This window comes from Paraburkholderia sp. J12, from assembly GCF_905220215.1.
In the GTDB taxonomy this organism is placed as follows: Bacteria; Pseudomonadota; Gammaproteobacteria; order Burkholderiales; family Burkholderiaceae; genus Paraburkholderia.
The window spans coordinates 48,224-74,271 of sequence record NZ_CAJMZC010000015.1; the positions used below are offsets into that span (position 1 = coordinate 48,224).

Here is a 26,048-nt window from a genome sequence, read left to right on the forward strand (position 1 = left end):
CGCTTGCGGCAGGGCAGCGCTTGTTCAGGCGGCAGAAAGAAACAACAACGAAAGCAGCTCAGAGCACTTCAAAAACGCTGTAGATCGGGCCGTCCGGAAAGCGGTGGCCGGTTCCCACGGCGATCACGCGGTTGAGCCACTCGTACTTGCCCGAGGGCGCCTCGAACACCGGGTTGATGCGGAAGTAGTAGCTGGCGGGATCGACCGGTTCGCCCTTGTCGAGGCGCCGTAGCACGTCGGCCTCGCCGTAGCGGATGCCGCGGTACGACATGAGGATGTTCGTGCCGTCGTCGGTGCGCAGGAGGAGCCGGACGTCGAGCAGGGTGCTGCCGTCGCTGCGCACGGTCTGCCAGTCACTGCTGCCGTCGAGCACGACACCGGCCAGACGCTCGCCTGCAAACGTGCCGGACGGCACGATGCCGACACGCCGGAACACGCCCGGCGTCTGGCCGACGATCTCGATCGGCTTGACGTCCAGGTGCAGGACGAAGAGGGGGCGGACCTGGACGCCTTTGAGAGCGCTGGGCAGTTCGTCGAATGGTAGGGCGGACATGATGATGGCCTTTTCGTAAGGGCGCGGCACAACGCACCGCGCGGTCGATTGCAGAGGCTGCTACTGCAGCGGCGAAAAGTCGGTGGGACGCATGAGGCGCGATTCCATCGCGACGAGGGCATCGAGCGCTTTCACCTTGGCGCCGAAAGCCTGCCAGCGGCGGTCGGCAGCCATGCGGTCGCGGCGTGCAAGGCGGTCGTCGAGGCTCTCGTAGGCCCAGATATGCACGATCTGGCTCAGATCGCCAATCTCGGTCGTGAAGAAGCCCACCAGCTTGCCCAGCAATTCCTGCTGCAGCGGCAGGCCTTCCTCGCGATAGAGCGCGAGCCAGTCCGCCGCGCGCAGCGGCTTGAACGTATAGGTGCGGATTTCGTAGATCACGGTGGGCTCCAGCCGGGGCTCGTCAATCAGGCCGCGGTGCGGCCGCCGTTCACGCGCAGGACTTCTCCCGTCATGAAGCTGGCTGCATCGGAGCCGACGAAGCGAATCGCATCTGCGATTTCCTCGGGAGTACCCGCGCGCTTGAGCGGTACGTTCGCGAGCAGGGCTGCCTTGCGATCGGGATTCAGCGTGAAGCGGTCGAGCATTGCGGTTTCCACGGGGCCCGGCGCCACGGCGTTCACCCGCACGCCGAAGGGCGCCGCTTCGAGCGCGGCCGACCTCGTGAGACCTTCCACGGCGTGTTTGCTGGCCACATACAACGAGACGTTCGGGGCGCCGCGCGAGCCCATCGTCGAGGAAACATTGACGATGCTGCCGTTGCCCTGCGCCGTCATCGCACGCAATTCGTGCTTCATGGCGAGCAGCGTGCCCAGCACGTTCGCGTCGAACACGGCGGTGTAGCGTTCTGGCGTCTGCTCCGTGACGGGACCGGGTTCGCCCTCGGCACCGGCCGCATTGACGGCGATGTCGAGACGGCCGAAACGCTCGACCGTGCGCTCGACGAGTGCGCGCACGTCGTCTTCCTTGCTGACGTCGGCGCGAATGTATTCGGCTTGCGCGCCGAAGGCGCGGATTTCCTCGGCCAGCGCGCGGCCGGCTTCGTCGCGGCGACCCGAGACGACGACGCTGGCCTTGTCGCGAGCGTACGCGAGGGCGGTGGCGCGGCCGATGCCGGTGAGTGCGCCGGTGATCAAAACAACGGGTGCGGTGCTCATGGTTCTGCTCCAGTAAGATTGGATTCGTTCGGGGCGATTCAGGTCAATCAGGTGTTCAGGACTTCGATCGAATCGACGCGGTCGGGATAAAACGCGAGATGGTCCTTGATTTCGGCTACCGCGGCGTGCGGCGCTTCGTAGGTCCATACCGCGTTCACGGCGCGCTCGCCGGCGGGCACGATCGAGTAGTACGCGCAGTCGCCCTTGTAGGGGCAGTACGTTGCGTGATCGGTGCGGGCGAGCAGTGTCATGTCGGCGTCTTCACGCGGCACGTAAATCACGGCGGGGTAGCTCGCTTCGCGCAGCGTCAGCGCGCGGTGCGTATCGGCGATCACGCGGCCGCCTGCCTTGACCACCACGCGCGAGCCGGTGGGCTCGATCGTGATCGTATGGTCGGGGCCGGGGATCTTCACGGTCTTTGCGCTCGGGGTGGTCATGGCAGTGCTCCTTGTCGAAAGGTTGAGGTGATGCGTTTATGACTCGTGCATTACTCAGCAATGGCTTGCGTCTGCAGTTCTTCGTCGTACGTCTTGAAGTCGATGTAATCGCTTTCGTTGCCGCCCCAGAACGCATCGCGCCGGTACGGCGTGAGCGGATGGCCGTGGCGCAGGCGCTCGGGCAGGTCGGGGTTCGAGGAGAACCACCGGCCGAATGCCACCAGGTCGGCGTCGCCGCGCTGCAGGATGCCCTCGGCGCCTTCGCGCGTGAAGCCGCCTGCGGCGATGATCGGGCCGGAGAAGTGCTGGCGCAGGAACGACGAGGCCACGGGCTCGGCGCTTTCCTCCAGCGTTTCGGTGCCCATCACGCGCGGCTCGATCACATGCAGATAAGCTAGCCCATAAGTGTCGAGACGGTCGGCAAAGTAGCCAAAAGTCGCTTGCGGATTGCTGTCGGAGATGGCGCCCCAGCGGCCGCTCGGCGAGACGCGCACGCCCACGCGGTCCGCGCCCCACACCGAAGCGAAGGCATCGACCACTTCCAGCGAGAAGCGGGTGCGCTTTTCGACTGTGCCGCCGTAGGCGTCGGTGCGCTTGTTGGTGCCGTCCTGGAGAAAGGTGTCGGCAAGGTAGCCGTTGGCGTTGTGCAGTTCCACGCCGTCGAAACCGGCTTCCTTCGCCCGCACGGCGGCGTGGCGGAACGACTCGATGATCGCGGGAATCTCGTGCAGTTCCAGCGCGCGGTGCGGCGAGTTCGGCACCCAGCCGTCCTGCGTGAGCACCGTGGTTTCGTAGGGGACCACGGAGGGCGCGACGGGCGCGTTGCCCCAGCTCAGGTCCACGTGCGACTGGCGGCCGTCGTGAGCGATCTGCATGAAGATGCGGCCGCCCCGGGCGTGCACGGCGTCGGTAATCTTCTTCCAGGCTTTAACGTGTGCGTCGGTATAGATGCCCGGCGCGCCGATGTAGCCGCGGCTGTCGTAGGACGGGTGGGCGCTTTCCGTGATCAGCAGACCGCCTTCCGAAGCGCGCTGGCGGTAGTACTCCACCATCATCGCGCTCGGGCTGTCGTCGGCTTCGGAGCGCAGGCGCGTCATCGGCGCGAGCACCACGCGGTGCGAGAGTGACAGCGGGCCTACGTTCACGGGTGAAAACAGCTTGAGTTCGTTGGCGGTCATTTTGGATACCTTATCGTTTGTGAGAGCTTCCGGTTTCGAATTCGACGAGTATGGCTTTAGAGCTTCGAGCCGCCGTCCACGCGCACCGTGTCGCCGGTGATCCAGCGGGCGTCGTCGGAGGCGAGGAAGGCGACCGCGTCGGCAATGTCGTCCGCGTTGGCCACGCGCTTGAGCGCCTGGAGGCCGAGCGTGAAGTCGCGGCCTTCGTCGGTGCGCGCAAAGGCCGACATGTCGGTGGCCACCACGCCCGGCGCTACGGCGTTCACGCGAATGCCGCGTTCGCCCAGCGCGGCGGCGAAGTGGAGCACGAGGGTGTCGATGGCGCCCTTGGTCGCCGCGTAGGCGCTCAGTTGTCCGACCGACGCATGCGAGGCCAGCGACGAGAGCAGCACGACGCTGCTGCCCGCACCCAGCACCGGCAGCAACTGCTGAACGAGGAAGTAAGGCGCGCGGACGTTGACGGCGAAGAGCTCGTCGAAGTCGGCAATGGTGGTGTCCTGAATGCTCATTTCCTTCGCGATGCCGGCGTTGGCCACGACCACGTCGAGCCGTTCGCCCACGATTTCGCGCACGCGGGCGGCGAGGATATGGGGGCCGTCGGCGGCGCCCATGTCGGCCTGCACCTTGTCGGCGCGGCCGCCGGCTGCGCGGATGGCTTCGACGACTTCATCCGCGGCCGCTGCGCCGCTGTTGTAGTGAACCAGCACGTGCGCGCCGGCACGGGCGAGCGCGAGAGCGCTTGCACGGCCGATGCCGCGCGAGGCGCCGGTGACGAGGGCAGTCTTTCCGTTGAGCTTCGACATGATGTTTCTCCTGAGGGGTTGGGGTCCGGCGTAGGGGCCGGTGAATGTCTGCTGCTGGAAACTAATTTAGTGGCCGCGAGAGCGAAGGAAAAAGACTTTGTAGGTGGGTGGGCATGCTTGCAAGGCATGGCCTGAACCGGATTCCTGCTGCTGCATCAGCCCTTGTGCGCCAGACGCGCCAGGGCCGCCATCCCCGGTGGGCATGGCGGCCCTGGCTGGGCGCGCGGGACGAGGCCGGGCTCAGGCGGCAACGGCGCTCACGGCCGGATAGTCGGTGTAGCCGCGGTGATCGCCGCCATAGAACGTGCTGCGGTCATACGCGTTGAGCGGCAGGCCTTGGCGGATGCGCTGCGGCAGGTCGGGGTTGGCGATGAAATGGCGCCCGAATGCCACGAGGTCCGCTTCGCCCGCTTCGACGATGGCCGCGGCCGATTCGGGCGAGAAGCCGCCGGCGGCGACGATCGGGCCGTGGAAGTACGCACGCAGATCGCGGGCCGCGACCGCATGGGCTCCTTCGGTCACTTCCTGACTGCCCGCCACGCGCGGTTCGATCACGTGCAACCAGGCAAGCCCGAATGCGTTCAACTCGCGCGCCGCATGGGCGAAGGTGCGAGCCGGGTCGCTGTCCGACATGCCGCCGAATGTGCCGCTCGGCGCGAGACGCACGCCCACGCGGTCGGCTCCGAAGACGGATACGGCGGCGGACGTCACGTCCACGAGAAAGCGCACGCGGTTCTCCACCGGGCCGCCGTAGGCATCGGTGCGATGGTTCGAGCCGTCCTGGAGGAACTGGTCCACGAGGTAGCCGTTGGCACCGTGGATCTCGACACCGTCGAAGCCCGCGGCCTTCGCCCGTACTGCGCCTGCACGGAATTCCCCGATCGCGGTTGCGATGTCTTCGAGCGTCATCTCGCGCGGGGGCGTGGCGCTTTGCCAGCCGTCTTTCGTGTGGGCCATGCCTTCGAACGGGATGGCGGAGGGCGCGAGCGGCGCCGCGCCGCCGGGCTGCAGGTCGCGATGCGACTGCCGGCCCGCATGGAAGAGTTGCAGGAAGATGCGCGCGCCCTTTGCATGGACGGCATCGACGACGCGCTTCCAGCCCGCGATCTGTTCGTCGGCATAGATGCCGGGGGCGCCCTGGTAGCCGTTGCCGCGCACCGAAACAGGTGTCGCTTCGGCAATGAGCAGGCCGCCTTCGCTCGCACGCTGGGCGTAGTACTCGACCATCAGGTCGCCGGGGATGTCGCCCGTTTCCGAGCGCATGCGGGTGAGCGGTGCGAGCGCGACGCGGTGCGAAAGCGTATAGGCGCCGATCTTGACGGGGGTGAAGAGGGTGGTCATGGCAATGCTCCTTAATTCAATTCGCAATACGAAATAAATGAAGAGATTCAGCGCAAAAACGCGTGAAGTCAGGAATCAGAGACGGGAACCGCCGTCGATGCGCAGCGTGTCGCCGGTCACCCAGCGGGCCGCATCGGAGGCGAGGAACGCAACCGCTTCGGCAATGTCGTCGGGCTGGGCGATGCGCTTGAAGGCCTGCATGCCGAGCGCCGTTTCGCGGCCTGCTTCGGTCTTCGTGAAGCTCGACATATCGGTGGCCACCACGCCCGGGGCCACGGCGTTCACGCGGATGCCGCGCGGGCCGAGCGCCGCGGCGAAATGCTTGACGAGCGTGTCCACGGCGCCCTTGCTGGCGGCATACGCCGAAATCGCGCCCACGGCCGTGCGCACGGCGAGCGAGGAAAGCAGCACGATGCTGCTGCCCTTGCACATGGTGGGCAGGAGTTGTTGCACGAGGAAATACGGCGCCCGCACGTTCACGGCGAAGAGCTGGTCGAAGTCCTCCACGGTCGTCGCCTCGATCGGCGCCGACTTCGAAACGCCCGCGTTGGCCACGAGGATGTCCAGCCGGTCGCCGACGATCGCCCGCACGCGCTTCGCCAGCTGGTGCGGGCCGTCGGCCTCGCGCAGATTGGCGGCGACCTTCTGGGCCTTGCCGCCGGCGGCGCGAATTTCGGCGACGACGGCGTCGGCCGCGTCTTCGGCACTGCCGTAGTGCACGAGCACCTGGGCGCCGGCACGGGCGAGCGAGAGCGCGATGGCGCGGCCGATGCCGCGCGAAGCGCCCGTAACGAGTGCGGTCTTGCCGGTGAGCTGGGACATGACGAATCTCCTGATGAACCGGTGGGAGGGACCGGTCATGCCTGCGAGCCATCGCTGCGCGGCATGACCGGGTGCGCTCGCACGGGACGGCGTTTCTGCCTGTCCTGCCGTGCGTGCTGCCATGTGCCGTACTCTAGTTGCCGCTTGCGCAGACGAAAAAGACTTTGTAGGCTTGCCGGCATACCTGCGAGGCATGGGCTACAAGGAGGGCGCGATGGAGTTGCGGCATTTGCGGTATTTCGTGGCGGTGGCGGAAACGGGCAGCCTGACCGTCGCGGCGGAACAGCGGCTCTATACGTCGCAGCCTTCCTTGAGCCGCCAGATTCGCGATCTGGAGGATCAGGTGGGCGTGGAGCTTTTCAGCCGCAGCGCGCGCGGGGTCGAACTGACCGCCGCCGGCAAGGCCTTCCTCGACCACGCCCGCCTCGCGCTTGCGCAGGTCGACGCGGCCGCCGAGGCGGCGCGCCGCGCGGCGCTGCCCGAACGCAAGGTGTTCGCGCTCGGTTTTCTCACGGGGCAGGAAATGACATGGCTTCCGCGTGCGATGCAGGTTCTGCGCGATGAACTGCCGAAGATCGACGTCACGGTGTCGAGCTACTACTCGCCCGACGTGGCCGACGCGCTTGCCCGCGGCAAGCTCGATCTGGGTTTCCTGCGCGCGGAGCCCGGCTACGACCTCGAATACCGTGTGGTGTACCGCGAGAAGCTGCTGGTCCTGATGCCGAGCGACCACCGTCTCACCGCACGTGCCGCCATCGGCCCCGGGGACTTTGCCGGCGAGCCGTTCGTCATGGCCTCGAACAAGGCGCGCGTGCTGCACGACGTGATCGCCGCCTACCTGGAAGCCAACGACGTGGCCGTGACGCCCGAGCATGGCGTGGACAACCTCGCCATGGCCATGTCGCTCGTCGCTTCCACGCGCGGCCTGGCCCTCATGCCGGAGTATGCAAACAACCTGCTGCCGTGGTCGGTCGTGAGCCGCCCGCTGGAAGGCGAGGCACCGACGATCGACCTCGTGGTCGGATATAACCGCGCGAACACCTCGCCCACGTTGCAGCTCTTTCTTTCGCGGCTCGAAGAAGTGACCCAGCCCGCCGCCTGAGTGGCAGACGCCCTGGTCCACTCGTCTTTATCGAGCCACGCTGATGGGCGGCGAATACGAGCTCACCGCCGTCTCGCCGCGCGCGCCGGCCTGCGAGGTGCCGTTCACATCGCCGCCGAAACCCGCTTGCTGGGCCTGCGCAGCGTGTTGTGCCGCGACCTTGCGTTCGGCGGCTTGAATGTCGTCGGGGTAGTAAGGGTCGAAGCCGAGCGAAGGCCGATAGCCGGCCTGTTCGAGTTCGATGAGCTGCGCGCGCACCTGGGCGCGCGTGAGCGGCTGGTTTTCCTGCGCGCCGGCGGCGAGCGGCGCGGCCAGCGTGACGGCGGCGGCCGTGGCCAGAGCAAGCTTGATGATCGATTTCATGACGGACTCACGTGTTTCGGTAAAGGAGCGAACGGTTTTGTTCGCAACGTGAGCCAAGTCTAGAAAGTGGAGTGTGCTCGATAAAGATGGGCGCTTCGACATCAGTATTCGGATGAAACTGACAATCGACGCGCCATCGACGTGCAATCGACACACCATCGCCGCGAATTGATCTGTTGATTAAGCAGATCAATTCGCGGCGAGTGAAAACGCCCCCGTCGTGTTTATTGCTGTCTATTGCTGTCGCGCGCCTTGCCAGGCCGGCAGCGTAGCGCCGTGATAGACAGTGAGGATTTCCGCGGCTACGTTGGGCTGCTGATAGCTTTCCACCAGCGCCTTCACCCACGGGGCCTTCTCGTCCTTCGTGTTGACCGCGATGAAATTGCGGTACGGATTGCCGCCCACGGCCTCCTGCGCGATGCGCTGATCCGGAATGCGGATGCCTGCCTTGATAGCCCAGTCGGTGTTGACCACGGCAGCGTCGAGGTCGCCGATCGCACGCCCGACGATGCCCGCATCGAGTTCCTTGATCTTGATGTCTTTCGGATTCTGCGCGATGTCGCGCGCGGTGGGCAGCAGTCCCACGTCGCTGCGCAGGGTGATGAGGCCCTGTGCCTGCAGCAGCAGGAGCGCGCGGCCTTCGTTGCTCGGATCGTTAGGCACGCCGATGACCGCGCCATGCGGCAGGTCGGCCACCGATTTCACCTTGACCGAATAGAGCCCGATCGGCTGGACATAGGTGTAGCCCACCGGCACGATCGCGTAGTTGCGCGCCTTGACCTGGGCATCCAGATACGGCTTGTGCTGGAACGAATTGGCGTCGAGATCGTGTTCGGAGAGCGCTTCGTTGGGCTGCGTGTAGTCGGAGAACGTCGTCACCTTCACGGTGAGGCCGTGCTTCGCGGCATTGGCGGCCACCACGCGCCACACGTCCTCGTCTTCGCCCGACATGATGCCCACGCGCACCGTCTGCTCCGCCGCCACTGCGCGTTGCGCAGCGCTGAACCCCACGGCGACTACCCCCGAAGCCAGCAGCGTTGCGAGCCATTTTCTTTTGTTGTGATTCATTCGATACACCATTCCACGGGTTGAAGATGTGCCGATGCTAGGGAGTGCCCCCGCGTCGCGACAACCAATTTCGCGCGCTATGGTTATGCGCAGCACGCTCATATGCACTGCCTTTGTGAATGAAAGAGCGCGAGCCTCTCCCGGTGAAATGCTTATTCCCAGGGATGAAAAGCGCAGAAACTGTGCATAGGCACACGACGAGTGGGGATTCTGCGCCAATCGAAGAACCGGCGTATGGTAAGGGCTTCGTTTTTCCACTGCCCGAATCATGACCCGCACCCGTCAGTTGCATCTTGGCGCGTTCATGCGCCCCGTCAGCCTTCACACCGGCGCCTGGCGCTTTCCCGGCGCGTGGCCCGACGCGAACTTCAACTTCGCGCACATCAAGCGTCTCGCGCAGACGCTCGAAGCCGCCCGCTTCGACGCCTTCTTCATGGCCGACCATCTGGCGGTGCTGAACATGCCGGTGCAGGCACTGCGCCGCAGTCAGACGGCCACGTCGTTCGAGCCCTTCACGCTGCTTTCGGCGCTCGCGGCCGTGACGGAGAAGATCGGCCTCGTCGCCACCGCTTCGACCACCTTCGACGCGCCGTATCACGTCGCGCGCCGCTTCGCATCGCTCGATCACCTGAGCGGCGGCCGCGCGGGCTGGAATCTCGTGACGACCTCGAACCCGGATGCGGCCTTGAATTTCGGGCTCGAGGAACATGTGGAGCACGACGAACGCTACCTGCGAGCCCGCGAATTCTTCGATGTGGTGACGGGACTCTGGGACAGCTGGGACGACGACGCGTTCGTTCGCGACGTGGAGAGCGGCGACTATTTCGATCCGGCGAAGCTGCACGTGCTCGCGCATCGCGGCGAGCATCTCTCGGTGCGCGGGCCGCTGAATATCGCGCGGCCGCCGCAGGGCTGGCCCGTGGTCGTGCAGGCCGGATCGTCGGAGGCCGGGCGGCAGCTCGCAGCGGAGACTGCCGAGGCCGTGTTCACGGCGCAGCCCAACCTCGAGTCGGGCAAGCGTTTCTACGCGGACGTGAAGGCGCGACTCGAACCGCTTGGCCGCTCGCGCGATCACCTGAAGATCCTGCCGGGCGCTTTCGTGGTGGTGGGCGATTCGCTCGACGAGGCGCGCGAAAAGCGGGCGCTGCTCGACACGTTCGTGCATTACGACAGCGGCATCGCTTCGCTTTCGATCGCGCTCGGTCACGACGCGTCGTGCTTCGACCCCGATGGACCGCTGCCCGATATCCCCGAATCCAATGCCAGCCGTTCGGCGCGCCAGCGTATTGTCGATTGGGCGCGCGAAGAAGGGCTGACGGTCCGGCAACTGGCGCAGCGCGTGGGCGGCTATTCGGGGTTGCAGATGGTGGGCACGGCGAAGTCGATTGCCGACGAAATGGAGCAGTGGCTCGTGGAAGAGGGCAGCGACGGCTTCAATATCATGTTCCCGTTCTTGCCGCAGGGGCTCGACGATTTCACCTCGAAGGTTGTGCCGGAACTGCAGCGGCGCGGCATCTTCCGCCGCGAATACACAGGTTCGACCTTGCGCGAACATCTGGGGCTGCCACGGCCTGCGAACCGGTTCTTTCCCCGGTCGTAAGCCTCCGACGCCCGTTGCATAGCAAGAAAGCTCATATGCAAAGGCATATTTACTGGTAGGGATTTGCAGTCTGCGCTGTTTCAATGAGCGACTGGACCCGTTCGGCGCAGCGGCGCCGGTTGTCACACGATGACGGCCGGCGGCCTCGCGACGACGAACGAACGGGAAGCAAACCGGCCTGTTCGAATCGAATGCAGACTTCCGAAACGCCTCATGCGGCGCCTCGCCTGCCGCAAACTCCCGATCCCGCGCGCGTGAAGCGCATCGCCAGTGATGCCGAAGCTCTCGCTGCGGCGCGCGTCCTGGCCGAGGCCGTCGCGCCCGGCGCATCGCAGCGCGACCGCGAACGCATCCTGCCGTGGGAAGCCCTCGACCTCTGGTCGGAAAGCGGCCTGGGCGCGATGACCGTGCCGCGCGAATACGGTGGCGCCGATGTGTCGTACGCCACGCTTGCCGAAGTGTTCGTCATACTCTGTGCCGCCGATCCGGCATTCGGCCAGATTCCGCAAAACCATTTTGGCGTGCTGGGCGTGCTGCGAGAAGTCGGCAGTCCCGCGCAGAAGCAACGCTTCTACGGCGAAGTGCTGGCCGGGCGGCGGCTTGGCAACGCCGGACCCGAACGCCGTTCGGCGTCGTCGGCCACGATCCTGCAAGGCACGACGCGGCTGGCAGCCACCGCAGACGGCCTGCGCCTGAGTGGCGAGCGTTTCTATTCCACGGGCGCGCTGTTCGCTCACCGCGTGCCGGCGCGCGCGGTGGACGACAAGGGCCGCGCCGTTCAGGTATGGGTGCCGCGCGATGCGCACGGCCTGACCGTCGTCGACGACTGGTCTTCATTCGGACAACGAACGACAGCGAGCGGCACAGTTCGATTCGACAACGTGCACGTCGATCCCGAAGACGTGCTGCCGATCTGGCAGCTTGCCGGCCATCCCGGCCTGTACGGCCCGACCTCGCAACTGATCCAGGCGGCAATCGACCAGGGCATTGCCGAAGCGGCGGTGGCCGAGGCCATGCGCTTCGTGCGCGAGCACGCGCGCCCCTGGATCGACTCCGGCGTCACGCAGGCGGCCGACGATCCGTACATCATTGCCGACGTGGGGCGCCTGCAGATCGATCTGCACGCCGCGCACGAAGTCCTGCTCGAAGCCGGTCATACGCTCGACGCGCTGGCGGCGCCCCCCGTGGACGCCGAAGCGAGCGCACGCGCTTCGGTCGCGGTGGCGGAAGCGAAGATCCTCACGACGCGCATCGCGCTCGAAGCGAGCGAAAAGCTCTTCGAACTTGCGGGCTCGGCTTCCACGCGCGCCGCGCACAACCTCGACCGGCACTGGCGCAATGCCCGCACGCATACGCTGCACGATCCCGTGCGCTGGAAGCTGCATTTGCTCGGCAACTATCACCTGAATCATGTCTTGCCGGCACGGCACTCCTGGAACTGAACGATGAGCGACGAACTTTCTCTGGCGACGCGCGATGCCGTAGCGGACGCTGCGTCGTCCAAAGTGCCTGCCCGTCTTGCCGACGACACCGCCGCTATCGCGACCGCACGGCGTCTCGCCGGTGACTTCGCCCGCGACGCCGTGCTGCGCGACCGCGAACGGCGGCTGCCGTGGGCCGAACTCGATGCCTTCGTCGCGAGCGGCTTGTGGGCGATCACGGTGCCGCGTGCATTCGGCGGCCCCGGCGTGTCGAGCGCCACGCTCGCCGAAGTCACGGCGATTATCTCGGCCGCCGACGGCTCGCTTGGCCAGATTCCGCAAAATCACTTCTACGCGCTCGAAGTCCTGCGCGTGGGCGGCAGCGCAGAGCAGCAGCGTTTCTTCTACGACCGCGTGCTGGCGGGCGAGCGCTTCGGCAACGCGCTCGCCGAAGTCGGCCACAAGGACTTCAGGCGCCGCACGCGGCTCACGCGCGACGCGCTCGGCCTGCGTATCGACGGCCGCAAGTTCTACTGCACTGGGGCCTTGTACGCGCACTGGATTCCGACTCTCGTTGTGGCGGAAGAAGCGGGGCGAGACGTCACCTATCTCGCGTTCGTGCCGCGCCACGCACCGGGCGTGACCATCACCGACGACTGGGACGGCTTTGGCCAGCGCGTGACGGGCAGCGGCTCGGTCGCGTTCGATGGCGTGCGGGTCGAGCCCGAATGGGTGGTGCCGTTCCTCGCCTCGTTTGAAAAGCCCACCACCATTGGGCCGCTCGCGCAGATCATTCACGCGGCGATCGACCTGGGGATTGCGCGCGGCGCGTTTCAGGCGGCATTGCAGTTCGTGCGCGAACGCTCGCGTCCGTGGATCGACGCAAAGGTCGAGCGCGCGGCCGACGATCCGCTCACGCTCGCGCAGTTCGGCAACCTCGCGGTGCGGCTGCGCGCCGCCGAGGCGCTGGTGCGGCGCGCGGGCCGCTACGTCGATGCGGCGCAGGCTGCGCCTTGCGAGCGCTCGGTGGCCGAGGCGTCCATTGCGGTCGCCGAGGCGCGCGCGCTCACTACCACGATTTCGCTCGACGCAGGCACGCGCCTGTTCGAACTGGCCGGCACGGCGGCAACGCTCGATGGCCTCGGGCTCGACCGTTTCTGGCGCAATGCCCGCACGCACACGCTGCACGACCCCGTGCGCTGGAAGTACCACGCCGTCGGCAATTTCTGGCTGAACGACACGTTGCCGCCGCGGCACGGAGCGCTCTGATGACGAAGACGAAGAAGCCCATTCTGCTCAACGCGTTCAACATGAATTGCGTGGGGCATATCAATCACGGTCTCTGGACTCATCCGCGCGACCGCTCGACCGACTACCGTAAGCTCTCCTACTGGACCGATCTCGCGCGCACGCTGGAACGGGGCCTGTTCGACGGGCTTTTCCTCGCCGACATCGTCGGCGTGTACGACGTGTACCGGCGCGACGTAGATGTCACGCTGCGCGAGTCGATCCAGTTGCCCGTCAACGATCCCACGCTGCTCGTGCCCGCCATGGCCGCCGTCACGCAGCATCTGGGCTTCGGCGTGACCGTCAATCTGACCTACGAGCAACCTTATCTGCTCGCGCGGCGTTTCTCGACGCTCGATCACCTGACCGAGGGGCGCATCGGCTGGAACGTCGTCACGGGCTACCTCGATAGCGCCGCGCGAGCAATGGGGCTTTCGGAGCAGTTGCCGCACGACGAGCGCTACGACCGCGCCGACGAATATCTCGACGTGCTCTACAAGCTCTGGGAAGGCAGCTGGGAGGAGGGCGCGGTGCTGCGCGACAAGGCCGCGCGTGTTTTCGCGGATCCGGCGAAGCTGCATCGCGTGCAGCACGCGGGACGCTACTACAACGTCGATGGCTATCACCTTGCCGAGCCTTCACCGCAGCGCACGCCGGTGCTGTTCCAGGCCGGCAGTTCGGGGCGCGGGCAGCGCTTTGCCGCGCGCCACGCGGAGTGCGTGTTCATCTCCCCGCCGAATCGCCAGGCGGGCCGCGAGACGGTGCGTGCGCTGCGCGAGCAACTCGTGCGCGCGGGACGCCGCCCGGACGACGTGAAGGTGTTCGTGGGTGCGGCCGTCGTTGCGGGCGCAACCGAACAGGAGGCGCGCGAAAAATATGCCGACTATCGCCAGTATGCGAGCCGCGAAGCGGGTCTCGCGCATTTCGCGGCGAGTACCGGCATCGACTACGCGCAATACGACCTCGATGCGCCCGTCGATTACGCCCCCGGCAATGCGATCGAATCGGCCACGCGCACGGCGAAGCAGCATGGTTGGACGCGCCGCAAATTGCTGGAGATGTTCGAACTGGGCGGCCGCTATCCGGCGATCGTCGGCAGCGCGGCGCAGGTCGCCGACGAATTGCAGGCCTGGATCGACGAAGCCGACGTGGACGGTTTCAATCTCAGCCGCACCGTGGTGCCCGAGAGCTACGAAGATTTCGTCGATCTGATCGTTCCGGAGTTGCAGAATCGCGGTCTCTACAAGACCGCCTATGCGCCCGGCACGCTGCGGCAGAAACTCTTCGGCGAGGGCGACGCGCTGCCCTCGCGTCACGCGGGCGCCTCGTTCCGGCAGGCAGCGGAAGTCCCCGTTGCCTAGCTGTTCCAGCGCCGGATCGCGCGAGATTCGTGATCGAAGCCGAGGAGGCTGATCGAAGCCGTGTCGAGATAGAGATGGGCGCCAAGGGCCGCCGCGCCGCCCATCCAGCAGCCCGCCAGCGCGCGCAGGAAATGCGCGTGCGAGAAGATCGCCACGCGTCCGCTGGCCGCGAGAAGGCGCGCCACCACCGCTTCGGCACGCGCCTGAATTTGCAGCAGGCTTTCGCCTTTCGGCACCGGCGAGTCCCAGACGCTCCAGCCGGGCACGCTCGCACGGATCTCGGGCGTGGTGCGCCCCTCGTAGATGCCGTAATCCCATTCGTGCAGATCCTGCACGATCACACGCTGGCCGCCGAGACCCGCGAGCTCGCAGGTTTCGATCGCGCGGGCCATCGGGCTCGACCAGACCGCGTCGAACGATTGCGTGGCCAGACGCGGCGCGAGCGCACGCGCCTGAGCGCGGCCGTGATCCGTGAGCGCAATGTCCGTGCTGCCGGTGTGCTGGCCCGACAGGCTCCATTGCGTTTCGCCGTGGCGGATCAGCCAGACTTCGTGCAGCGCGGTGGGCGGGTTCGCGGGAGTCGATGACATGGGACGCTCCGAAGGGTTGGGCGAGAGTGGCGGCGCGGTGCCGCTGCGGCTACGGGAGGACCGCGGACCAGTCGTCGTCGGGATTCAGCACGGCCACGACTTCGAACCACTCGCACACGAGCGGCATGTCCTGGGTTGCCGTGCGGCCGACGCGCGCGCATTCATGCAGAAAGAAGCGCCAATGTTCGCGGCGCCAGTAATCGAGCGAGAGATCGCCTTCGCCCTCGGCAATCGCGAACGCGGCCGGCACGTCCTGGAATGCTGTGATGCGTACGTCGGTCGTGCGCAGCACCAGCACAGGCCGTCCGCCGAAATCCATCACGATCTCGAAGTCGCCGGCAACGGGAAGCCGTTCGCCGTCGAAGCGCCAGGAGTCCTGCAGGCTGCAGGTCGCGCGCTTCACGCCGGCCTGGATCAGCGCGATGAGCGAGGCGGAGAGCTCCGCCGAGTCGCCGAAGCCGGCGATGCGCACGGGCGCGCCAGTCAGATCGACGCCGCGCTCGCGCAGGCGTGCCACGAGCTTTGCTTGCTGATCAGGATCGTTCATGGGTCTTTGCGCAACGCTCAGCCGGGCAGCGCGTCGAGTGGCTTGCCGAAACGGTCGAAACGCGGTGCGTAGTAGCGGGCGGGATCGAGCGAGAAGGCCACGTTGCGCGTGCGGCCCATGATCTCGTTGCGCGGGAAGAAGCCGAAATAACGCGAATCGGCACTGTCGTCGCGGTTGTCGCCGAGCACCAGGTATTGGCCCTCGGGCACGACCACAGGGCCGAACGAGCTGCGCGGACTGGGTGCGTCGGGCGAGAGTCGCACCGTATGCGTCACGCCGTCGAAGCGTTCGGCGAGGTACTCGCCGGTCGAGGTGGCGTCGCTCGCGAGCAGGTTCGTGCCTTCGGGCCGATAGCGCGCGGCCACGCCGTTCACGTAGAGCACGTTGTCGCGTAGCGCGACACGGTCGCCCGGCACGCCGATCACGCGCTTGACGAGCAGTTCATGGGCCGCGGACGAATCGATCGTCACGATATCGCCGCGCTGCGGATCGCCCAGATGGGCAATGCGTATATGCGTGAGCGGCACGCGCAGATCGTAGGCCATCTTGTCCACGAAGATGCGGTCGCCAAGGCGGATGGTGGGCAGCATCGAGCCGCTCGGCACGACGTTCCAGTCGGCCACGGCGCTGCGAAACACCGTCATGAGCAGCAGGAATGCAACCAGGCCTTTGTTCTCTTTCCAGAGCCGGGTGAGGAGTTTCATACGGGTCTTCTTGCGGTTAGGCGTCATGCGTCGCGAGGGGTATCGGAATGGCGACTATATACCGACGGCGGCCCGCTTGCGCACAAACGTCGGCAGAAAGAGAAAACAGCATCGCGCCGCGCCCGGTGTTCGGGCGTGCGCGATGCCGCACAGGAGCCAGGCGTTGCCGCCTGTTATTAGAACGAGTGGCGCATGCCCACCGTGACGGCGACCTGCGTGTTGGTGGCGGACGGCGCGAGCGTGTTGATCATCGCGTGCGAGAGCACCGAGTCGGCCGGCGCGCCGTGCACGTTCTCGTACACGCCTTCGACGTAGAAGTCGGTGCGCTTGCTGAGCGCGTAGTCCGTTTGCAGCATCGCCGTGTTCCAGCCCGGCGATGCACCGTTGTACGCGCCATGCGTGTACGTGTAGGCACCCGAAACGCTCCATGCCTGGGTGATCGCGTACTTGGCGTTGATCTCGAAGTTGTCGAGGCGCAGCGAGCCGTCGAGCGAACCCGACGAAGGATCGTTCGCGCCCAGGTAGGTGCCGGTGCCGAACGAATACACGCCGCCCAGGTTGTCGAGCTGCGTGTGGCTCCACACGAGGCCGACCGTGGCCGGACCATACGTGTAGTTGCCGCCGAGCGACCAGATGCGCTGGCGCTCTGCGACGAAGTTCGCGCTCGTGTCGCCCGTGGTGATCGCGCCGCTGCCGCTGCCGGCGTTGTTGAACTGCAGGTAACCGGCGGCGAGGTTGATCGGGCCTTGCGAATAGCCGAGCGCGAAACCGTACGAGCGGTTGTTCGCGAAGTCGCCGGCCTTGTTGCTGAACGCGTACATCGTTTCGACCGTCACGCCGTACCACACCGGGCTCGTGTACTTGACGGTGTTGTTGACGACGACCGAATTGGCGGCGAGGTTGTCGTTTTCAAACGGGTGCGCGGCCATGTTGCCGCCCCACGTATTCGAGCCGGCCGTGAGCGGGCCGACGAGGTCGTTCATCACGTCGAACTGGCGCCCGAACGTGAGCGTGCCGTACGGATCGCTTTGCAGGCCGACCCAGGCTTGCGAGCCGAAGCCGTCGCCCGAGAACGCTTCCTGGCCGTTGTTGAGCAGGAAACCTTGTTCCAGCTTGAAGACTGTCTTCAGGCCGCCGCCGAGATCTTCCGTGCCCTTCAGGCCGAAGACCGTGTTCTGCGTGGAGCTGGTGTTCAGCTGCCAGTTGGCGTGACCCTGCTGATTGTTCGTATAGACGAGGCCCGTATCGATGAGGCCGTAGAGGGTGACGCTGCTTTGTGCATGCGCGGAAACCGCGAAAACGCTACCGAGTGCGATGGCGATCAGACTCTTTTTCATGCTTTTTTAACTCCGGGTATGGGCGGTGATCTGTTGATTTATTTCGCTATTCACCGGCAATAAAGGAAATGTAATTTATCCGAAAGCTATTTAAGCGGCATTCGAGAATGGAATTAATTCCGGATCATTATTGCGCACGACGCAATACCCGCGGACCCCCGCTGCTATTGGGCGACGGGGATTGCGATCGAGCCTCATGGGACAGATCGTGTTCAATGCGGCGAATTGCGACGAGGCAATCTTATTGTGTAGAAAATAAAAATCGCGTTGAAATTGGGCGGAGCGTGGTGCCAAAAAAACACTCCACGGCCGACACTCGACGAATGACAGGGTTTGTGCATTGCAGCGCGAAAACGTGGCCGTGACGAGGGGCATCGTCCGTGACGCGGCACCCTGGATATTCCTGTTGCCGATATTTCTATTTTATGCTTGTGAGTGATATTGACAAATTATCACTAACGAGAATAAACTGGGTTTATGCTTCACGGGAATATTTCATGAAAATCATCGTCCATACGCCGGCCGCGCTTGGCGAGATCCTGCAGTCGGCTAGAAAGGCCCAGGGCATGACCCAGGCCCAGGCGGCGGCACGCATCGGCATTGGCCAGCCGCGGCTTTCCGCGCTGGAGACCGTCGGCACCGCCAGCCTCTCGTTCGACCAGATGCTCGCGCTCTTCGCGCTCTACGGCCTCGAGCTATGCGTTCAGCCGCGCGGCACGGGCGTCGAAAAGGGCCCCGGCAACGAAACCCAGGAGTGGTAGCGCATGGGCCGTCGATCGCATTCTCGTGCGCTTTCCGTCTGGGCCAACGGCGAACGGGTAGGCACCTGGGTCCTGCCGGCCGGCGGCGACATGGAGCTGCATTACGACGCCGGCTGGAAGCAGTCGGCCGTGGGGCGGCCCTTGTCGCTCTCGCTGCCGTTCGGCGTCGGCGCGCGGCCGCTGCGCGGCGAGCGCGTGCACAACTACTTCGACAATCTGCTGCCCGACAGCCCGCAGATCCGCCGGCGCATCGCGGCGCGCTTTCGCACCGAGACCGTGGAAGCGTTCGACCTGCTCAAGGCGATCGGGCGCGATTGCGTTGGCGCCGTGCAACTGCTCGATGAGGACGAAGCGCCGGCGAATGTCGAAGCCATCGACGGAACGCCGCTCTCCGAGGGCGCAATCGAGCGCCTGCTGCTCGAAACCGCCGGCACGCTGCCGGGCGGCGAAGCCGGGGACGACGAGGCTGGCGAACTGCGTATTTCGCTGGCGGGCGCGCAGGAAAAAACCGCGCTGCTTTACCACAATGGCCGGTGGCACCTGCCGCACGGCGCCACGCCGACGACGCACATCCTCAAGCTGCCGCTCGGTCTGATCGGTCATCGCAGGGTCGATTTCCAGACCTCGGTCGAAAACGAGTGGCTTTGCCTCGCCGTGCTGCGAGCCTATGGGCTGCCGGTTTCCGAAGCCCGCATCGAAACGTTCGGCACGCAGAAAGTGCTGAGCGTCGAGCGTTTCGACCGGGCATGGTCCACGCGCGGCGCGCTGTTGCGTCTGCCTCAGGAAGACTTCTGCCAGGCTCTGGGCGTGCCGCCGCATCGCAAATACGAGTCGCAGGGCGGTCCGGGCATGCGTGAAATCGCGGGCATCCTGCGGCAATCGCAGCGCCCCGATCAGGACATCGAAACGTTTCTCGGCGCGCAGATCGCCTTCTGGATGCTGGCCGCGCCCGATGGTCACGCGAAGAACTTCAGCCTGCGCCTCTTGCCGGGCGGTCGCTTCCAGCTTGCGCCGCTCTACGACGTGATGTCCATCTGGCCCGTGGAGGGCGATGGCGGCAACCAGTGGTCGTGGCACAAAGCGACGCTCGCCATGGCGGTATGGGGCAAGGGCCGTCACTACCGCATGCGCGACGTGAAGCGTGCCCACTTCGACGCCACGGCGCGGCTGTGCCATTACGGCGACGACGCCGGGCCGCTCGTGACGCGTTTTGTGGAGCGTACGCCCGCCGTGATTGAAGCGGTGGGAAAGGCGCTGCCCGATGGTTTCCCGGAGCGGATAGCCGTGCGCCTTTTTGAAGGGCTGCGGATGTCGGCCGAGCGGCTCGGGGTAGTGGGGTGATAAAAGGGGCGATAAAAAGGGGGCTTCGCGGGTTTCTGGGGGGACTTGTGGATGGAGTGTGGGTGGCCAATATGCGATGTTCGACAGCCGGTGCTGGATTGGCGACAATCCGGTTTTGGCAATCGCCGCTTGCAGGGGACCACGATGGAGGATCGAGTTGAACTACTTACAACGCGCTTGCATCTCCGCCGCGCGCGACAAGGTGATGCCCCTGTCCTGTTCGAGAATTACACGGGAGCCCAGAATTGCTCACGCTACCTGCAACGGCATGCCCATGAGAATGTCGCGCGTACCACAGTGATGCTTGAAAAGTGGTGCATTGCGGCCTGGAATGAAGCCGATGCGCCATTTGCCTGGGTCATTAGCACACGACACGACGATAAGCCGATAGGCCTATTCGTCGTGATCCCGGAAGGCCATAAGACCGAAATTCACTTTGGAATTGGCGAGCGTTTCTGGGGACGCGGACTCGTAGTTGAGGCCGGGCGGGCTGCTCTTGACGCACTTTGGCGTTCGCCCAACGTTCAAAGAATCTGGACTGTCTGCGACGTTGAAAACACGGCCGCTCGGCGAGTTTTGGAGAAACTGGGGTTTCAGTGCGAGGGGACTTTACGGAAGTGGTTGGTGCTCCCTGCGTTCGGGAAGCTGGCGAGAGATTGCTACATTTTCTCCAGCGCGTCCCGTCTTGTCGGAGATTAGCGTTCGACAGCGCTGAAATCTCTGACCGGGTGCGGCCAGAAGCGGCCATTGGACTGCCTCCCGTAGATTAGCGACAATCTGGAGCGTCAAGACCATAGGCACTTCAAAATGGCCTCTCAAGAACGTCCGCCGCGACGCTCTAGATCATGAGCGACGAACTTGTTCCGAGTAAAATTAGCCACCTGTTCGATTGCCTGCCAACTTCCTCTTACAGCAGGGAGAAAACTTGTCGGGCCGCAATAGAAAAAACTTACGGTGAATTTTCCTATCCATGAACATCCCCGCTTTGCGCGCAGAAACGAACCAATCATCCTATTTTCCCGGAGATGAGTTCGCTTTTCGGATCTTGTTCGATTTACCGCATGTCGAACTCGCCCAGCTATCAAACGTGACCGTAAATCTGAATCGAGTTGACGTAGCACGCAATCAGTTCGCGCTCAGCTTCGGGGCGACGCCGCATGTCCAAGGCAATATAGCATCAATAATTCAAAATTTACCGCAGGACCTGCGACCGGGAATCTATGTTATCGACGCGGTAAATCTGAGATGGGATAGTGCCTGTGAAATCATTCAACCACAATCTGTCGCAATAGGGCCAATTTTCTTTGCGATTCGAAGTCTTGGCGAGGCTGCAATAGGCTTGGATCAACTTGCAGAATCAGTTCGCGGCTTGCAATTGCAGCGCTGGGCGTATACGACCAGGGAGATTCACACTCAAGCGTGTGTTGGTCAAGGAACAGGTGTTCCCTATCGAGTGCTGGTATTCGGAGTTGGGTGTTTGATACATGCGCCACAGCAACTCGAAGGCTTTTCGGTCACCCCGTTGGGTCGTGGGTTCTCTCATGCTCGACTGCACGAAATCGTCAACACAACGCTCTATAAGTTGGGTTTGGGGGGCATCGAATTCAAGGATACGGTTGAAGCGCAGTATGAGCGGTCCACTCCTACATTTCTCATAGAGTATTCACGCGTGCTTGCAACAGACCACGTAGATGCGCTCAATCATTGTAGACAACATGCAGATCTTATTTTTGAATTGCTTGGTCTAGACCGCGGCCATAAACCATGCGAATTCTATTCAATGGCTTTAGATCAAAATAGTGGGCAGCAGTGGTCGAACTCATTCGGATCCCCTATCTATCGAGGCAACTTATTACCTGACGCCGATCCGGCTTCAGCAGCAAATTTGATTGAAGTCGCCACACCGAAACTGGAACGCACCCCCTTTCTGAGACTGCTTCTGCGATCGTATGCCGAGGCGACGTCTGAGGCAGATCCCGGAATTGCGTTGTTGCGGTCTTGGTCGGTGCTGGAGTTGCTGGCCGATCGCGAGATTTCATCTGGCAACCCAATCACTTATCCCGACGGTAAATTGATTCTGAATCGCAAGGGAAATCCGAAAGACACAAACGCAAAAGAAGCTCGCGTATACCAACTCATCATGAACAGTAATCCGCTCGTGCAGTCCATGACGCGAACAGTAGATGGCCGGGAGCAACATTTGCTTTTGGGAGGCGACAAACATAGTCCGAGCTACACGCCAAACACAATCATTCTGTCTGTGTGGGATGTAGTGCGCGCGGCTTATGCGATTCGAAACTGCGTCGCTCACGAAGGTTATTTTTCGGAACGAGAGATTGATCCTGATAACGAGGACCAAATCCTTGCGGCTCACCTGATTCTTGACACCCCTCTGGACCCTCGAAGATGGGTTCGCGACACGGCAGAACTAGCTGTTCTGCAGAAGCTGCGAAGCGTGTGACGGGCCATAAGATGATTCTTCGGAGCGCGTGACCCGCAGGGAGGATGTCCGCTTCCGGGAAATCCGAAAGACCGCTCCGGGTCGCGTTGAGCCGGTCGCTCTCAACCATCCGTAGCCGCGTCGATGCGAATTGCATAAGGCCGTACGCGGCTATGAGCGGTCAATCGACGTCATGGGTTGAATCGTCGACAATCTCGCAATCGTTCACAGATTTAGAAAAGGGGGCGCGCGTGAAATTTATATTTTTGTTTGTATTGTCGGTGCTCTATAGTTGCGCCGCGTTTGCCGCGCCAGATATCAACCCCGCTCCCCATGACGGGATAGAGGTAATCGGCAAGATACCAGACGACGTCGAAGCGGTTCTCGTCGAGGATTGGTACACGACAACCAACTCGATGTTCTGCAAACACATGGTTGGGGAAGCTGGATTCATGCCCGACCATTTTGCGAAGCGTGTCCAACTAACGTCGACATCCGATGGACAGCGATCTTGGCAAGCTTGGCGAGACGACGTTAAGCTCGGATACTGCGGTTGGGCACTAAGGCAAATTGTGGTTTACCTCGACTCCAAAACTTCTGGTATAGATCCCCTTCAAACAACGAAGATTCCCGTTCGCGTCGCTGTCGACTGTCAGACTGGAGACGACTGCAAAAATACGTGGGGCTCGAACGACGACAGCGAAAAACCAACCTATCATCGCTGTAGCTTCGATGCGTCCACTCAATCGATACTGGATGCTGGCAATCCATGCTCCCCTCGGTTTTTTGATGAAAAAACGAGAGGTACTGACTTGGGGAAATACGAACACATCCTTCGGCCTAATCAACACACAGTTCGATTCGTTATAACCGAAGTGGAGAAACAAAATCCATAACCACTATCGCGCGACCGCTTTTTAACAACGCTACCGTCAGCTTCGGGTCGAACAGACCCCTTCCCAACAACCCAACGACAAACCTAAAAAAAACGGGGCGCACCCAAATGCACCCCGCTCATAGACAAAACTCGAACGACGCTTACGCCTTCTTGCTCGATTCCAGCTTCCAGACCCAGTTCGACGGATCGACCACCTTGCCGCGCTGGATGCCGGTAAGCAGCGTGCGGAGGCGGCGCGTGACTTCGCCTTCGCCGCCGTCACCAATCGTGAATTCGCCACCCTCGTGACGCACCTGGCCGATTGCCGTGACCACGGCCGCCGTGCCGCACGCGAAGCTTTCCTTCACGCGGCCGCTGGCGGCGTCGTCACGCCACGAATCGAATGCCACGGGCGCTTCCTTGACCTCGATGCCTTCCTTGCGGGCCAGCTCGATGATCGAGGCGCGCGTGATGCCCGGCAGGATCGTGCCCGAGAGCGGCGGCGTGACGAGCGAGCCGTCGTCCATCACGAAGAACACGTTCATGCCGCCCAGCTCCTCGATCCAGCGGTGCTGGGCCGCGTCGAGGAAGACCACCTGGTCGCAGCCCTTGCTCGAGGCTTCGGTTTGCGCGATCAGGCTGGCCGCGTAGTTGCCGCCGCACTTGGCCGCGCCCGTGCCGCCGGGCGCCGCGCGCGTGTACTGGTCCGACACCCACACCGTCACCGCCGACTTGCCCGACTTGAAATACGGGCCCACCGGGCAGGCGATCACGCAGAACACATACTCCGACGAGGCGCGCACGCCGAGGAAGCTCTCGTTCGCGAACATGAACGGGCGGATGTAGAGGCTGCCGTCGCCGCCGGGGACCCAGGCCTGATCGATATCGACGAGCGCTTCGATGGCCTGCATGAAGAGTTCTTCGGGCAGATCCGCCATCGACATGCGCGCCGCTGAGGCGCGGAAACGCTTCGCGTTCTCCTGCGGGCGGAACAGGGCGATCGAGCCGTCTTCGCGGCGATACGCCTTCATGCCTTCGAAGATTTCCTGGGCGTAGTGGAGGACGGCGCAGGCCGGGTCGATCTGGAACGGACGGCGTGCCTCGACCTTGGCGTCGTGCCAGCCGCGCCCTTCGCTCCACCGGATCGTGACCATGTGGTCGGTGAAGACCCGGCCGAAGACCGGGCTTTCGAGGCGCTCGGCGATCTGCGCCGCGGGCGTGGGGTTGGGGTGCTGTTCGACGGAGAATGCCAGGCGACTGCTAGTGCTCATGTTTCGGTGTCTCGCGGTTGTTGATTGCGGCTGCCTGCGTATTTTCGGTCTTTTTTGAGGTTTGGTGCAGATTTTCCGGCAGGCTCGCGGCCTGGAGGGCGATTGGGGCTCGAAACGGGCCCTTGGGAGCTAATTAGGCCCTTTTTTGACCCATTTCAGCCTTTTTTGTGCCGGCGTTGTGCCTGGGCAGCCGCGGGGCGCGATCAGCGAATCGAGGAAGGATGCTTCGCGAGCGGCGTGACATGCAGCTTCATATAGGGAAAGAGCGGCAGCGCTGCGAGCAACGTATGCAGCTCGTCGTTCGATTCGACGTCGAACACGCTGTAGTTCGCGTATTCGCCCACGATCCGATAGAGCGCCTGCCACTTGCCCGAGCGCTGCAACGCCTGCGAATAGGCCTTTTCGCGGGCCTTGATTTCATCGGCCTGCGCTGCGGGCAGATCCGCGGGCAGATGCACATCCATTCTGACGAGAAAAAGCATGGGTCGTTGGGTCCCGGTAAAGGTTGCGCAAAGTCAGGAGAGCGCCACGTGGCTGCGCGAAGCGTCGCGGCGATAGTGCGCGAGCTTGTCCTCGTCGAGCGCGATCCCGAGGCCGGGGCCCGTGGGCAGGTGCAGGCAGAAGTCGCGATACACCGGCCGTTGCGTGACGACGTCGTCCTTGACCAGCAGCGGCCCGAACAGTTCGGTGCCCCATGCGAGCTGCGGCAGCGTGGCGAAAACATGTGCGGCCGCGAGCGTGCCCACACTGCCTTCGAGCATCGTGCCGCCGTACAGCGCCATGCCCGCCGCGTCGCCCACGGCGGCCGTGCGCAGCGTGCCGTACAGGCCGCCCGACTTCATGATCTTCAGTGCGAACACATCGGCACAGGCTCCGCGCACGAGATCGATGGCGTCCTCGGGGCCCGTCAGCGTTTCGTCGGCCATGATCGGGACTACGAAACGTGCCGCGAGGCGTGCGAGCGCCGCGCGTTGCTCGCGCGGCACCGGCTGCTCGACGAGGTCGATCCCCGCGTCTTCCAGCATGGCGATGCCGGTGGCCGCCTCGGCCTCGTTCCAGGCCTGGTTCACATCCACGGTCACGCGGGCGCGCTCGCCCAGCGCGCGTTTGATCGCCGCGACGTGGGCCACGTCGTCGCGCACGCTGCGCCGGCCGATCTTGAGCTTGAACGTGTCGTGGCGGCGCTCGGCCAGCAGGCGCTCGGCTTCGTCGATGTCGCGCCGCGTGTCGCCGCTCGCGAGCGTCCATAGCGTGGGCAGCGTGCTGCGCACCGCGCCGCCCAGCAGCGTGGCGAGCGGCACGTTCAGCCGCTTGCCCTGCGCATCGAGCAGCGCCATTTCCAGCGCGCACTTCGCAAAGCGGTTGCCGCGCGCCACCTTGTTCAGTTTCACCATGGCGGCGTGAACGTTGGTTGCGTCAGCGCCCACGAGGGCGGGGGCCAGATAGGTGTCGATGGTGAGCTTGATGCCTTCGGGACTCTCGTCGCCATAGGCGAGGCCGCCGATGGTCGTCGCTTCGCCGATCCCCACCACGCCGTCGCTGGACAGGAGTTTGACGATCACGAGCGTTTGCTGCTGCATGGTCGCCATCGCGAGCTGGTGGGGGCGAATGGTCGGCAGATCGACGAGGATCGCCTCAATGGAGCTTACGGTTGCGTTCATACCCAGGAGATACTGTCGGATGAGGT

At 64.0% G+C, this 26,048-nt stretch carries 27 protein-coding genes; 9 read left to right on the plus strand and 18 right to left on the minus strand.

What is annotated here, in order from left to right; translation table 11 throughout:
* Nucleotides 1-58: 58 nt before the first annotated feature.
* The 8 genes from U5760_RS26025 to U5760_RS26060 form a co-directional block, all read right to left on the minus strand.
* The gene (locus U5760_RS26025) at nt 59-553 is read right to left on the minus strand and encodes a DUF3237 domain-containing protein (RefSeq protein WP_322015199.1); all 495 of its coding nucleotides are present in this window, start codon (nt 551-553) and stop codon (nt 59-61) included.
* A gap of 60 nt (nt 554-613) precedes the next feature.
* Nucleotides 614-934: an NIPSNAP family protein gene (locus U5760_RS26030; RefSeq protein ID WP_322015200.1), complete on the minus strand. Its 321-nt coding sequence runs from the start codon at nt 932-934 to the stop codon at nt 614-616.
* A 26-nt stretch (nt 935-960) separates the two neighbouring features.
* Nucleotides 961-1,710, minus strand: a complete 750-nt coding sequence (locus tag U5760_RS26035; RefSeq protein WP_322015201.1) for a glucose 1-dehydrogenase — start codon at nt 1,708-1,710, stop codon at nt 961-963.
* Nucleotides 1,711-1,757: 47 nt separating this feature from the next.
* Complete coding sequence (locus U5760_RS26040) at nt 1,758-2,147, minus strand: DUF427 domain-containing protein (RefSeq protein WP_322015202.1); 390 nt, start codon at nt 2,145-2,147, stop codon at nt 1,758-1,760.
* Between the two features lie 50 nt (nt 2,148-2,197).
* Nucleotides 2,198-3,325, minus strand: coding sequence for an alkene reductase (locus tag U5760_RS26045; protein WP_322015203.1), 1,128 nt, complete (start codon nt 3,323-3,325; stop codon nt 2,198-2,200).
* Nucleotides 3,326-3,381: 56 nt separating this feature from the next.
* Nucleotides 3,382-4,128 carry an SDR family NAD(P)-dependent oxidoreductase gene (locus tag U5760_RS26050; RefSeq protein ID WP_322015204.1) on the minus strand — a complete coding sequence of 249 codons (747 nt, stop codon included), beginning with the start codon at nt 4,126-4,128 and terminating at the stop codon, nt 3,382-3,384.
* A 240-nt stretch (nt 4,129-4,368) separates the two neighbouring features.
* Nucleotides 4,369-5,469 (minus strand): alkene reductase, encoded by a 1,101-nt coding sequence (locus tag U5760_RS26055; protein WP_322015205.1) that lies wholly within the window; start codon nt 5,467-5,469, stop codon nt 4,369-4,371.
* A 75-nt stretch (nt 5,470-5,544) separates the two neighbouring features.
* On the minus strand, nt 5,545-6,291 hold the full coding sequence (locus U5760_RS26060) for a glucose 1-dehydrogenase (protein ID WP_322015206.1): 747 nt from the start codon (nt 6,289-6,291) through the stop codon (nt 5,545-5,547).
* Between the two features lie 214 nt (nt 6,292-6,505).
* Between U5760_RS26060 and U5760_RS26065 the strand changes: the two genes are divergently transcribed.
* Entirely contained in the window at nt 6,506-7,393 is an 888-nt protein-coding gene (locus U5760_RS26065; RefSeq protein WP_322015207.1) for a LysR family transcriptional regulator, read from the plus strand.
* 27 nt (nt 7,394-7,420) lie between these two features.
* Here the strand turns inward: U5760_RS26065 and U5760_RS26070 are convergent, their stop codons facing one another.
* On the minus strand, nt 7,421-7,756 hold the full coding sequence (locus tag U5760_RS26070; protein ID WP_322015208.1) for a DUF4148 domain-containing protein: 336 nt from the start codon (nt 7,754-7,756) through the stop codon (nt 7,421-7,423).
* A gap of 234 nt (nt 7,757-7,990) precedes the next feature.
* The gene (locus tag U5760_RS26075; RefSeq protein WP_322015209.1) at nt 7,991-8,824 is read right to left on the minus strand and encodes a MetQ/NlpA family ABC transporter substrate-binding protein; all 834 of its coding nucleotides are present in this window, start codon (nt 8,822-8,824) and stop codon (nt 7,991-7,993) included.
* Nucleotides 8,825-9,092: 268 nt separating this feature from the next.
* Between U5760_RS26075 and U5760_RS26080 the strand changes: the two genes are divergently transcribed.
* The 4 genes from U5760_RS26080 (at nt 9,093) to U5760_RS26095 (ending at nt 14,493) form a co-directional block, all read left to right on the plus strand.
* A complete protein-coding gene (locus U5760_RS26080; RefSeq protein ID WP_322015210.1) occupies nt 9,093-10,424 on the plus strand; it encodes an LLM class flavin-dependent oxidoreductase in 1,332 nt (443 codons plus the stop codon).
* 191 nt (nt 10,425-10,615) lie between these two features.
* A complete protein-coding gene (locus U5760_RS26085) occupies nt 10,616-11,866 on the plus strand; it encodes an SfnB family sulfur acquisition oxidoreductase (RefSeq protein WP_322015211.1) in 1,251 nt (416 codons plus the stop codon).
* Between the two features lie 3 nt (nt 11,867-11,869).
* Complete coding sequence (locus U5760_RS26090) at nt 11,870-13,114, plus strand: SfnB family sulfur acquisition oxidoreductase (RefSeq protein WP_322015212.1); 1,245 nt, start codon at nt 11,870-11,872, stop codon at nt 13,112-13,114.
* The gene (locus tag U5760_RS26095) at nt 13,114-14,493 is read left to right on the plus strand and encodes an LLM class flavin-dependent oxidoreductase (protein ID WP_322015213.1); all 1,380 of its coding nucleotides are present in this window, start codon (nt 13,114-13,116) and stop codon (nt 14,491-14,493) included. The genes U5760_RS26090 and U5760_RS26095 overlap by 1 nt, the downstream gene beginning before the upstream one ends.
* Here the strand turns inward: U5760_RS26095 and U5760_RS26100 are convergent.
* The 4 genes from U5760_RS26100 to U5760_RS26115 form a co-directional block, all read right to left on the minus strand.
* Nucleotides 14,490-15,083 (minus strand): histidine phosphatase family protein, encoded by a 594-nt coding sequence (locus tag U5760_RS26100; protein WP_322015214.1) that lies wholly within the window; start codon nt 15,081-15,083, stop codon nt 14,490-14,492. The genes U5760_RS26095 and U5760_RS26100 overlap by 4 nt on opposite strands.
* A 49-nt stretch (nt 15,084-15,132) precedes the next feature.
* Nucleotides 15,133-15,630 carry an ASCH domain-containing protein gene (locus U5760_RS26105; RefSeq protein ID WP_322015215.1) on the minus strand — a complete coding sequence of 166 codons (498 nt, stop codon included), beginning with the start codon at nt 15,628-15,630 and terminating at the stop codon, nt 15,133-15,135.
* 17 nt (nt 15,631-15,647) lie between these two features.
* Nucleotides 15,648-16,334 (minus strand): signal peptidase I, encoded by a 687-nt coding sequence (gene lepB, locus U5760_RS26110; RefSeq protein WP_322015216.1) that lies wholly within the window; start codon nt 16,332-16,334, stop codon nt 15,648-15,650.
* Between the two features lie 176 nt (nt 16,335-16,510).
* Nucleotides 16,511-17,671, minus strand: a complete 1,161-nt coding sequence (locus U5760_RS26115; protein ID WP_322015217.1) for a porin — start codon at nt 17,669-17,671, stop codon at nt 16,511-16,513.
* 497 nt (nt 17,672-18,168) lie between these two features.
* Between U5760_RS26115 and U5760_RS26120 the strand changes: the two genes are divergently transcribed.
* The 4 genes from U5760_RS26120 (at nt 18,169) to U5760_RS26130 (ending at nt 22,234) form a co-directional block, all read left to right on the plus strand.
* Nucleotides 18,169-18,432, plus strand: coding sequence for a helix-turn-helix transcriptional regulator (locus U5760_RS26120; RefSeq protein ID WP_322015218.1), 264 nt, complete (start codon nt 18,169-18,171; stop codon nt 18,430-18,432).
* Between the two features lie 3 nt (nt 18,433-18,435).
* Nucleotides 18,436-19,773 carry a type II toxin-antitoxin system HipA family toxin gene (locus tag U5760_RS26125; RefSeq protein ID WP_322015219.1) on the plus strand — a complete coding sequence of 446 codons (1,338 nt, stop codon included), beginning with the start codon at nt 18,436-18,438 and terminating at the stop codon, nt 19,771-19,773.
* Nucleotides 19,774-19,917: 144 nt separating this feature from the next.
* Nucleotides 19,918-20,472 (plus strand): GNAT family N-acetyltransferase, encoded by a 555-nt coding sequence (locus tag U5760_RS31715; protein ID WP_415914184.1) that lies wholly within the window; start codon nt 19,918-19,920, stop codon nt 20,470-20,472.
* A 271-nt stretch (nt 20,473-20,743) separates the two neighbouring features.
* Nucleotides 20,744-22,234 carry a hypothetical protein gene (locus U5760_RS26130; RefSeq protein WP_322015220.1) on the plus strand — a complete coding sequence of 497 codons (1,491 nt, stop codon included), beginning with the start codon at nt 20,744-20,746 and terminating at the stop codon, nt 22,232-22,234.
* A gap of 212 nt (nt 22,235-22,446) precedes the next feature.
* On the opposite strand, the gene U5760_RS26135 is transcribed toward U5760_RS26130, so the two are convergent.
* From U5760_RS26135 to U5760_RS26150, 4 genes are all read right to left on the minus strand, one after another.
* Entirely contained in the window at nt 22,447-22,695 is a 249-nt protein-coding gene (locus U5760_RS26135) for a hypothetical protein (protein WP_322015221.1), read from the minus strand.
* A gap of 556 nt (nt 22,696-23,251) precedes the next feature.
* A complete protein-coding gene (locus U5760_RS26140; protein ID WP_322015222.1) occupies nt 23,252-24,361 on the minus strand; it encodes a branched-chain amino acid aminotransferase in 1,110 nt (369 codons plus the stop codon).
* Between the two features lie 203 nt (nt 24,362-24,564).
* Nucleotides 24,565-24,843, minus strand: a complete 279-nt coding sequence (gene catC, locus U5760_RS26145; RefSeq protein WP_322015223.1) for a muconolactone Delta-isomerase — start codon at nt 24,841-24,843, stop codon at nt 24,565-24,567.
* Between the two features lie 33 nt (nt 24,844-24,876).
* Nucleotides 24,877-26,022 carry a muconate/chloromuconate family cycloisomerase gene (locus U5760_RS26150; RefSeq protein ID WP_322015224.1) on the minus strand — a complete coding sequence of 382 codons (1,146 nt, stop codon included), beginning with the start codon at nt 26,020-26,022 and terminating at the stop codon, nt 24,877-24,879.
* Between the last annotated feature and the right edge of the window lie 26 nt (nt 26,023-26,048).

Bases quoted from the DNA above. Each gene is read 5' to 3' on its own strand.
- U5760_RS26025 (WP_322015199.1), bottom strand. From the start codon at position 553: ATGTCCGCCCTACCATTCGACGAACTGCCCAGCGCTCTCAAAGGCGTC.
- U5760_RS26035 (WP_322015201.1), bottom strand. From the start codon at position 1,710: ATGAGCACCGCACCCGTTGTTTTGATCACCGGCGCACTCACCGGCATC.
- U5760_RS26040 (WP_322015202.1), bottom strand. From the start codon at position 2,147: ATGACCACCCCGAGCGCAAAGACCGTGAAGATCCCCGGCCCCGACCAT.
- U5760_RS26045 (WP_322015203.1), bottom strand. From the start codon at position 3,325: ATGACCGCCAACGAACTCAAGCTGTTTTCACCCGTGAACGTAGGCCCG.
- U5760_RS26050 (WP_322015204.1), bottom strand. From the start codon at position 4,128: ATGTCGAAGCTCAACGGAAAGACTGCCCTCGTCACCGGCGCCTCGCGC.
- U5760_RS26055 (WP_322015205.1), bottom strand. From the start codon at position 5,469: ATGACCACCCTCTTCACCCCCGTCAAGATCGGCGCCTATACGCTTTCG.
- U5760_RS26060 (WP_322015206.1), bottom strand. From the start codon at position 6,291: ATGTCCCAGCTCACCGGCAAGACCGCACTCGTTACGGGCGCTTCGCGC.
- U5760_RS26065 (WP_322015207.1), top strand. From the start codon at position 6,506: ATGGAGTTGCGGCATTTGCGGTATTTCGTGGCGGTGGCGGAAACGGGC.
- U5760_RS26070 (WP_322015208.1), bottom strand. From the start codon at position 7,756: ATGAAATCGATCATCAAGCTTGCTCTGGCCACGGCCGCCGCCGTCACG.
- U5760_RS26075 (WP_322015209.1), bottom strand. From the start codon at position 8,824: ATGAATCACAACAAAAGAAAATGGCTCGCAACGCTGCTGGCTTCGGGG.
- U5760_RS26080 (WP_322015210.1), top strand. From the start codon at position 9,093: ATGACCCGCACCCGTCAGTTGCATCTTGGCGCGTTCATGCGCCCCGTC.
- U5760_RS26085 (WP_322015211.1), top strand. From the start codon at position 10,616: ATGCAGACTTCCGAAACGCCTCATGCGGCGCCTCGCCTGCCGCAAACT.
- U5760_RS26090 (WP_322015212.1), top strand. From the start codon at position 11,870: ATGAGCGACGAACTTTCTCTGGCGACGCGCGATGCCGTAGCGGACGCT.
- U5760_RS26095 (WP_322015213.1), top strand. From the start codon at position 13,114: ATGACGAAGACGAAGAAGCCCATTCTGCTCAACGCGTTCAACATGAAT.
- U5760_RS26100 (WP_322015214.1), bottom strand. From the start codon at position 15,083: ATGTCATCGACTCCCGCGAACCCGCCCACCGCGCTGCACGAAGTCTGG.
- U5760_RS26105 (WP_322015215.1), bottom strand. From the start codon at position 15,630: ATGAACGATCCTGATCAGCAAGCAAAGCTCGTGGCACGCCTGCGCGAG.
- lepB (WP_322015216.1), bottom strand. From the start codon at position 16,334: ATGAAACTCCTCACCCGGCTCTGGAAAGAGAACAAAGGCCTGGTTGCA.
- U5760_RS26115 (WP_322015217.1), bottom strand. From the start codon at position 17,671: ATGAAAAAGAGTCTGATCGCCATCGCACTCGGTAGCGTTTTCGCGGTT.
- U5760_RS26120 (WP_322015218.1), top strand. From the start codon at position 18,169: ATGAAAATCATCGTCCATACGCCGGCCGCGCTTGGCGAGATCCTGCAG.
- U5760_RS26125 (WP_322015219.1), top strand. From the start codon at position 18,436: ATGGGCCGTCGATCGCATTCTCGTGCGCTTTCCGTCTGGGCCAACGGC.
- U5760_RS31715 (WP_415914184.1), top strand. From the start codon at position 19,918: ATGGAGGATCGAGTTGAACTACTTACAACGCGCTTGCATCTCCGCCGC.
- U5760_RS26130 (WP_322015220.1), top strand. From the start codon at position 20,744: ATGAACATCCCCGCTTTGCGCGCAGAAACGAACCAATCATCCTATTTT.
- U5760_RS26140 (WP_322015222.1), bottom strand. From the start codon at position 24,361: ATGAGCACTAGCAGTCGCCTGGCATTCTCCGTCGAACAGCACCCCAAC.
- catC (WP_322015223.1), bottom strand. From the start codon at position 24,843: ATGCTTTTTCTCGTCAGAATGGATGTGCATCTGCCCGCGGATCTGCCC.
- U5760_RS26150 (WP_322015224.1), bottom strand. From the start codon at position 26,022: ATGAACGCAACCGTAAGCTCCATTGAGGCGATCCTCGTCGATCTGCCG.